Genomic DNA, 8,222 nt, shown 5'->3' with positions numbered 1-8,222 from the left:
GCATACCGCTGATCCAGACGGTGCAACAAGTCGGTCAGCCGCTCCGGGTCAATACCCGAGATGGACAGGCGTAAACCTCCCGGCAGGCTGACTTCCAGGGTAGCGGCGGCCGCCGCTGCTGGCTCTGGGGGCGGCGGCGAACATTTTAGACTAATGAAGCCCACGTCGGCCGAAGGCGCCTGCCTGAGAGTCCGGGACTTGCGACGCCAATAATGAAAGGTAGCGTAGCTGATCCCCGCCTCGGCGCAGAAATCCTTAATCGACTGGCCCGAACTGGCCTGGCGCTCCACCAGGGCCTGTATTCTCTTTGCTTTATCCACGATTGCTTTTGCCCGCAAAACTCTTGCCCACTATACCCCTAAACAAGACGGGGTTGCTCGGACGCTTACACTTTTTTAGCATTGCATAACCGTCGGAAAGTATGCCATGATCAATGCTCAGCTCGGCGTACATTTTCTTCAAGCGGGCATTCTCCGTCTCGAGCTCCTTGATCCGCCGTTTGCTTTCGTCGGCCTCGTCGGCCTGCTCCTTCTTCCACTTGTAGAAGGTCGCGGCACTGATCTGGTGCTGGCGGCACAGATCGGCTACGGGAGCGCCGGCGTCGGCCTGGGCCAGGATCTCGAGCCGCTGGGTGGGGGTGAACTTGCTTTTTCGCATGGTGAAACCACTTTGGAAAGGTGAACTAATTTCGGGTCAGTTCTACTAAAAAGTGGTTGCGGGGAGGGGGAAGCGTACAACTCGTTCGGGCGAAATCCCAATTATCCTTCAATCAAGACTGATAAACCGGGGCATATCTATGAATGCTTTTTGCGTTCAGTGCCGAAATGCTAGAATGTTGGCATATATTCCCCGTATTCTTAATGTGTTTTTTCGCCAGCGGTTCTGCAAATGAAATGGAATATCTTTAATTGTTTGGTACTATGGTGCATGTCAGCGACACTTGCCGGCCAAGCGATCCCAAACGGCAGCGTAGAGCAAGCCACTCAGAATCCCGGTAATTCATTTATCCGACTTTTTGCCGGCGATCAAATCGTGACCAACTGGAGGGTCGAATCCGGTAGCATCGACTACATCGGAACCTACTGGACGGCGGCGGACGGCAGGCGGAGCTTCGACATGAATGGCACCGAACCGGGGGCGGTATCCACCTTCATCAATACCACTGCCGGCGAGCAATATTATCTGCAGTTCGCCTTCGCGGGAAACCCCAACTGCGACGGCCCACCCGTGAAGGAACTCAAGGTCACCGCAAACGATTCCTCACGGGTGTATCGCTTTGACGTCACCGGGAAAGCATCTCAGAACATGGGATGGCGTGCGGAAATCTTTTCGTTCGTAGCCACTTCCGGTCAAACTACCGTGACCTTTACCAGCCAGAATCCGGGTCACTGCGGACCGGCAATCGACAACCTGGTGCTGGTAGAAGTAGACTGCGCCGGCACGGTGAACGGTACCGCCGTCACCGACGAGTGCGGCGTGTGCCTGGAACCGGGCGATCCGGCTTTTAATCAGACGTGTACCGACTGTGCCGGAACCGTGAACGGTACTGCGGTAGTGGACGACTGCGGCGTATGCCTACTGCCCAGTGATCCCGGCTTTAACCAGAGCTGCAGCGACTGCGCCGGCACGGTGAACGGCAGTGCGGTAGTGGACGATTGCGGAAAATGCCTTGAACCTACAGATCCGGCCTTTAATGTGGGTTGTACGGACTGTGCCGGAACGGTGGATGGTACGGCCGTCGTCGACGCGTGTGGCGTTTGTCTTGAGCCCAGAGATTCCACCTTCAACCAATCCTGCGTGGATTGTGGGGGCACGCCGAACGGAATCGCCATGATCGATGATTGCGGACGTTGTCTGGAGCCGGATGACCCGGAGTTCTCCTACACCTGTCAGGAAAGCATCTACATCCCCAGTTCGTTTTCACCTAATGGTGATGACGTAAACGACGTATTTGAGCTGTTCAAGAACAGTGAAGTAGTAGCACGTATTGCGGATTACCGCATCTACAGCCGTTGGGGAGAATTGGTATACGAGGCCCGGGATTTTGAATTTTCCGACACCGATAGGTGGTGGGACGGTAGATTCCGCGGCAAATCGGTGAATGTTGGTCCCTACGTGTATTCCATTGAAGTGCTGAGCGGGAACGGGCGGACAGAAATCTTTCGGGGGGAGGTGATGGTAGTCAACCCGGGCAAATAGCGAGATCCGGAATTTCCGCGCCGCACACCCTTGCCACCGGGATTATACCGGACCCAAGAGGTGATCTCCCAGCCATCCAAACCAACTATACCTACGATTGTGGGGCCGATCTCTGGGGCAAATCCTTGCCCGACCGGCCAATCTCGACGAATGAGCTCGTTGCGGTCCAGTCCGCGGCGCGGCAGACTGGTCGTCTCTGGCGTGATAGGCTAGCAGCTCGGACATGAACCGGGAGCTCCCGGTTTTTCCCCATCTTTGCGTGCCTTCAGGCTTACTTCCGTACTCATCGGCACATCCGCGCTTCTACCATGAACAAGATCCCCTTCAACGTACCCTTCACTGCCGGAACGGAGATCGCTTACATGCAGGACGCGATTGAAAGTGGAAAATTGAGCGGGGACGGGAAGTATACCAAGTTGACGAACCAGTTGCTGGAAGGTCAGACGGGGGCCCGAAAGGTTCTGCTTACCACCTCGTGCACCCACGCCCTTGAACTGGCGGCCTTGCTGTTCAATATTCAGGCAGGGGATGAGGTAATCATGCCGTCCTACACCTTTGTATCTACGGCCAATCCGTTCGTGCTACGCGGAGCAACCGTTATCTACGTAGATATTCATCCCGGTACGATGAATATCGATGAGCGGCTGATCGAAGCGGCCATCACGCCAAGAACCAAGGCCATAGTTCCCGTACATTACGGAGGGGTAGGGTGCAATATGGAGGTCATCCTCGACATCGCGCAGCGACACAACCTCTACGTGGTCGAGGACGCCGCTCAGTGTATCGGATCCAGCTACAAAGGAAAGGCGCTCGGCACCCTGGGCCATCTGGGGGCAATAAGCTTTCACGACACGAAAAACCTTCACTGTGGTGAGGGAGGCGCGTTACTTATCAACGATCCGGCCTTCATCCAACGGGCGGAGATCATCAGGGAAAAAGGCACCAACCGGACCAAGTTTTTGCGGGGAGAAATAGACAAATACACCTGGGTCGATATGGGATCCAGCTACCTGCCCAGTGAATTGAACGCCGCTTTCCTGTACGGGCAGTTGCAGGAAGTGAAACGGGTGACGTCGACCCGCAGGGACCTTTGGGAGCAGTATCGTGAGCGACTGGAACCACTGGCCGAAGCCGGACGGATCGCACTGGCCGACTTAACCGCAGGCAGCCACAACGGTCACCTCTTCTTCATCAAGTGTCAGGACATTGAGGACCGCCAGAACCTGATCGATTACCTCAAGCAGCAGGACATTCATACCGTATTTCATTATATACCCCTGCATTCCGCCATTGCCGGACACGCGACCGGAACGTTTCACGGTCAGGATATTCACACCACCAAGGAGAGCGAGCGATTGCTGAGATTGCCCCTTTGGGTGGGCCTTGGCGAGGATGATATTAACCGGGTTTGTAGTGCCATCGAATCGTACTATGGGCAGCCCGATTAAAAGATTCCTGCAACGGCTACTCTCCTTATCGGGAGTATACAAACTCATCGATCACCGAGCGAAGCCGCGCATGGTGCGTCCATACCGTGATGCCCTGAACGGTATTACCTACCATAACACCCGGATAAGCAATACCACCGTGCTTTACCACGAGGAAAAGATCCGGCTGAGCGATTTCGTGTATATCGGGCATTATTGCCTGTTAGACGGTACCGGCGGCCTGACGATTGGTGAGGGGACCCAGATTGCGGCGATGAGCGGCGTGTTTACGCACAGCAGTCACTGTGCAATCCGTCTGTACGGAAAAGAATACATCCGTGTACCCGAAGACCAGAAATTGGGGTACTTCAAAGATGCGGTCGCCATTGGCAAGTACGCCTATTTGGGTTCCGGTTGCAAAGTATTACCGGGTGTGTCCATTGGCGACTTCGCGGTTGTTGCCGCGGGTGCCATTGTCACCCAGGATGTTCCTTCCGGTAAGGTCGTGGCCGGCTGTCCGGCCAAGGTGGTCGGAGATGTCGCCGACCAGGATCGCCCGTTCCTCGAACGCCACCCCGAACTGCATCAGTCCTACGTGGTACCGCAAGCAACGCCACCGGCTGAGTCTTGAGGGTGGACTGGAGGCACGATACCCCTTGCCAGGCAAGTAGCACTGGTGCCCGAAAAATTACCCAATGAGTAATTCTTTCCGGAAGAAAACCATTAGTGGCCTGAAGTGGAACGCGGTCAGCCGGGGGGTAGTGCAGGTAAGCACCATCGTTCTGGGAATCGTTCTGGCGCGTCTCTTGTCGCCGGCGGAGTTCGGGCTCATCGCTATGGTGACCGTACTTACGGGTTTCGGTAGCGTCTTCGTCGATTTCGGATTCACCAGTGCGATCATCCAGAACAAATCATCGGATCAACGACACTGGTCAAGTGTATTCTGGCTTAACCTGTCGGTGAGCATTCTTATCGCGGTAGTGCTTTGCTTTTCCGCCCCCTACATCGCCGATTTCTACAACGAAGCGGAGCTGCGGCTAGTCACCATCGTTATTGCCTGGACGTTTGTCTTCCAGTCCTTCAACCTGGTGCAGGAGGCGCTACTTCGCAAACGGATGGAGTTCAAGCAATTGACGATCATTCGTATCGTAGCTCAACTGGTCGGGGGTGGAGCAGGCATCTACGCGGCGTTGATTGGAATGTCGTACTGGAGTCTGGTAGTGAAGGAATACGCGACGATTCTATGTACCAATGTCGGCATCTGGTACATCTCTTCCTGGCGTCCCGGGTGGATACTCGAAAAATCGGCCATCCGCGAAATGGTCAGCTTTTCCCTGCCGCTGATGGGGTCGCAGACCCTGAACTACTGGACAAGGAACGCGGACAATCTGATGGTCGGCAAAGTCCTGGGTGAAAATGCGCTGGGCGTGTACTCCCGGGCCTACACCCTGATGCTGCTGCCGCTCAACAACATCTCCAATGTAATCTCCGGGGTGATGTTTCCCGCCTATTCCCAGATCCAGGACGAAAAGGAGCGCATCAAACGAATCTACCTTCGTATTACCCGGGTGATCGGGTACCTCACCTTCCCCATGATGTTCGGGCTGTGCGTGGTTGCCGAGCCGTTCATCGCATTGCTCCTGGGACCCCAGTGGATGGGCGTGGTTCCCGTCATTGAAATCCTGGCCCCCCTCGGTGCGGTGCAATCGATCTCCACGCTCGAAGGCAACATTTTCCTGTCGCAGGGGGCTACGCGCCTGCAGTTTGTGACCGGTATCATCAGCAAAGTGGTTATGGTAGGGGCCATGGCAGTTGGGCTTTACCTGGGCGGATTGACCGGAATCGCCTGGGCCTACCTGCTGAGTTCCACCACCGTAGCCTTTTTCATGTTTCACTACATGGGCAAGCTGATCGATCTCTCCCTTTACGAAATCTGTGAAAACCTCTTCACCGTATTGCTGGCGGCGGTTACGATGGCGGTATCCGTTTGGCTGTTGGACCGCATCTTCTTGAACAGTTGGCCGGACCTGTCGCGTTTGTTGCTGCTGGTGTCTAGCGGCGCCGGAATTTACCTGCTCTTATCCTACCTTTTGGGCATTGACGAACTACGGTACCTGAAACGTATCCTGCAGGAGCGCTAGCTCAAGGGTATTACAATGATCGCCAGCCTATGACCGTCCTGCACAACTTCTTTGCGTACTTGCCCACCTCACAAAATTGGGCGTACAATCTGATAAAGCATACCCCGGTAGAGCGCGTGCTGGTGTACGCCAGTATATACCGCAAGACCAATTTTTACCTCGATGGGGTGACGTACCTGAACGACGGATTGCCGGGGGTGAACGACGCAATGCGGAGGTATGTCTCCGGCAAAACCTTGCGGGAGCGCCTGTTGTACGCCGCACTCAGCGCGGTGGAAAAACTGTTGCTGGCCCACCACCAGAGCGTGTACCTCCAAGCATTGAAGCAACACGAGGTAAACGTCATCCACTCCCATTTTGCCACGGTTGCGATCGGAAAGAAAAACCTGATCAATCGTTCGGGGTGCAAGCACGTCGTCTCGTTTTACGGCTACGACTATGAGATGGCACCCAAAGCAGATCCAACGATCATGTCGGCCTACCGGCAGCTGTTTGCCGAGGCGGATGCCTTCGTGTGTGAAGGCAATAATGGAGCGCGGATATTGGCAGACTATGGATGCCCCAAATCCAAAATCCACGTGGTTAAATTGGGTATCGAACCGGGAAAAATTACGCCCCTGACCAGGCAGAAAGAAGCCGGGCAACTCAGGTTGATTCAAATCGCCAACTACACCGAGAAAAAGGGACATATATATACGCTCCGTGCTTTCGCCAAGGCGTTGCCCCGTTGCCCCGGGCTCAGGCTGACGCTGGTGGGAAGCGCGAAAAGACCAGAAGACCAGGCGGTTGCGGAAGAGGTGTTTCAAACCGTTAAAGACCTGCAACTCGGTAATGCCGTAGAGTTGGTCAGCAGCATAGATTATGCTCGGCTATCTACCTATCTGCAAGATTTCGACGTATTTATCCACCCCAGTTGTTACGCCAGAAATTACGATTGTGAAGGCGGGGCGCCGGTCGTAATTCTGGATGCTCAGGCGGCAGGGCTGCCCGTCATCAGTACCCACCACTGCGATATTCCCGACGAAGTCGTGGATAAAGTAACCGGACTGCTGTCAGCGGAAAAGGACACGGAAAGTCTGGCGGAATCTATTGTCGAGTTCTATAATATGCCGACAGAAACCTACCAACGGTTTTCCGCGGCGGCCATCGAGCACGTTCGGTCCGAGTACAACGTGGCAAACAGCGGTAAAAAACTGGCTGCCCTATACTCATCCTTACTGAGTAAGTAACAGCAGCAACCGATCCGTCAACGCCGGTATAGCGTACTCCGGAAAGGCATCCGCCGGGGCGGCGGTGCGCGGGTGCCGGGCCGCGAGGCGGTGGAGCAGGGGTACCATGGCATCCACCTCGTCGGTCGCGCAGAAATGCCCCTTCTCCTCCAGCTGCCGGCTTACCTCCGTGGGCGGACCGAGGTAAATGACCTCAGATCCGGCGGCCAGGAAATCGTAGACCTTGATCGGCACGGTCTGAGCGTAGTTGGCCTCGTGGAGGACCAGGCCGAAGCGGGAATCGGTCAGGATACGGGCCATGACCGCCGGCGGCACCACCGCGTGCAGGCGCACGAAACGCTTGTACGCTTGCTTCACTTCCCCTTCGTAGCCGTCGAGGTCCGGCCGATCGTTGGTATAGAGGTGGACGCGGAATTGCTGGTTCAGCACGGGGTCGTCCACCCGCAGCAAAGCGCGCAGGAGGGTTACCAGTGTATCCAGCCGCTCCCGTATCAGGGTGCCGGGGCACACCGCTATCATGTTGTTGCGGATCAGGCGCTCCGGCGTGGCGGCGGGGAAGTCCTCGGGGTCATAGCCGTTGTGCAGCACCCTGAATTTGAGGTCCGCTTCCGGAAACCGCCGGGAATATTCCCGGCGGTGCTCTTCCGTGGTCACCCAGACCTGGTCGACGGCCGCCAGGGCTTCCCGCTCCAGGGCGGTGTACTGCTCCCGCTGCGCACTTTCGCTGCGGCCGTAATCCGGCAGGAAGTACGTCCACGGGTCCCGGTAATCGACGATAAAGCGGACGTTCGGGTAATCCCCGGCCAATTCCCCAAAGGGCGGCAGGGCGGAAAAGGAAGGCACCGTAAGGATTACGGCGTCGAAGGGCTCCCCGTCCTCCAGCAACCTGCGGCACGCCCCGACAAAGTATTTCCCCCAGCCCTGGGCGGTATCCATCGGGTGGGAAGTGCGCTGCAATAACCGCGAACCGGCCTTTACCAGAAAACCGCGGCGGGGGTTCCTGAGCCAGTCGGGGTAACCGGACGGCGTGGCGTGGCGGATGATGTGGTCGTTGCCATTCACGTCGGCGCACCAGTTGACGCGGTCGCGATGCGGATAATCGGCACACACCACCTCGGTGACCACCCCGCGGCGACTAAGGTACTTGGCGAATTTGCTCCAGCGCCGGGTGCCTACGCCTCCCTGCGGACACCACCTGAAACTCACTAAAAGGATACGTTGGCGTA

General features: G+C 56.4%; 8 protein-coding genes. 5 read left to right on the top strand and 3 right to left on the bottom strand.

Annotated features, from left to right (window positions below; genetic code table 11):
* Both tnpA (E4021_RS15800) and tnpA (E4021_RS15795) read right to left on the bottom strand, forming a co-directional pair.
* On the bottom strand, positions 1-320 hold a 320-nt coding region (gene tnpA / locus E4021_RS15800), incomplete at its 3' end, for an IS66 family insertion sequence element accessory protein TnpA (RefSeq protein ID WP_168797646.1).
* Positions 313-657, bottom strand: coding sequence for an IS66 family insertion sequence element accessory protein TnpA (gene tnpA / locus E4021_RS15795; protein ID WP_136460348.1), 345 nt, complete (start codon positions 655-657; stop codon positions 313-315). The genes tnpA (E4021_RS15800) and tnpA (E4021_RS15795), both read right to left, overlap by 8 nt.
* Positions 658-927: 270 nt before the next feature.
* Between tnpA (E4021_RS15795) and E4021_RS15790 the strand changes: the two genes are divergently transcribed.
* The 5 genes from E4021_RS15790 (at position 928) to E4021_RS15770 (ending at position 6,996) form a co-directional block, all read left to right on the top strand.
* Complete coding sequence (locus E4021_RS15790; protein WP_168797645.1) at positions 928-2,199, top strand: choice-of-anchor C family protein; 1,272 nt, start codon at positions 928-930, stop codon at positions 2,197-2,199.
* A 308-nt stretch (positions 2,200-2,507) separates the two neighbouring features.
* On the top strand, positions 2,508-3,647 hold the full coding sequence (rffA, locus tag E4021_RS15785) for a dTDP-4-amino-4,6-dideoxygalactose transaminase (protein ID WP_136460346.1): 1,140 nt from the start codon (positions 2,508-2,510) through the stop codon (positions 3,645-3,647).
* On the top strand, positions 3,631-4,257 hold the full coding sequence (locus tag E4021_RS15780) for an acyltransferase (protein WP_168797644.1): 627 nt from the start codon (positions 3,631-3,633) through the stop codon (positions 4,255-4,257). Before rffA ends, E4021_RS15780 begins: the two co-directional genes overlap by 17 nt.
* A 64-nt stretch (positions 4,258-4,321) precedes the next feature.
* The gene (locus E4021_RS15775) at positions 4,322-5,767 is read left to right on the top strand and encodes an MOP flippase family protein (RefSeq protein ID WP_136460344.1); all 1,446 of its coding nucleotides are present in this window, start codon (positions 4,322-4,324) and stop codon (positions 5,765-5,767) included.
* Positions 5,768-5,796: 29 nt separating this feature from the next.
* Complete coding sequence (locus tag E4021_RS15770) at positions 5,797-6,996, top strand: glycosyltransferase family 4 protein (RefSeq protein ID WP_136460343.1); 1,200 nt, start codon at positions 5,797-5,799, stop codon at positions 6,994-6,996.
* On the opposite strand, the gene E4021_RS15765 is transcribed toward E4021_RS15770, so the two are convergent.
* Positions 6,982-8,202 (bottom strand): glycosyltransferase family 4 protein, encoded by a 1,221-nt coding sequence (locus E4021_RS15765; protein ID WP_168797643.1) that lies wholly within the window; start codon positions 8,200-8,202, stop codon positions 6,982-6,984. The two genes, E4021_RS15770 and E4021_RS15765, sit on opposite strands and share 15 nt — an antisense overlap.
* Positions 8,203-8,222 lie beyond the last annotated feature (20 nt).

The sequence above is a fragment of the Neolewinella litorea genome (assembly GCF_004803465.1).
Classification (GTDB): domain Bacteria; phylum Bacteroidota; class Bacteroidia; order Chitinophagales; family Saprospiraceae; genus Neolewinella; species Neolewinella litorea.
This window is presented reverse-complemented; position numbering and strand designations above follow the sequence as displayed.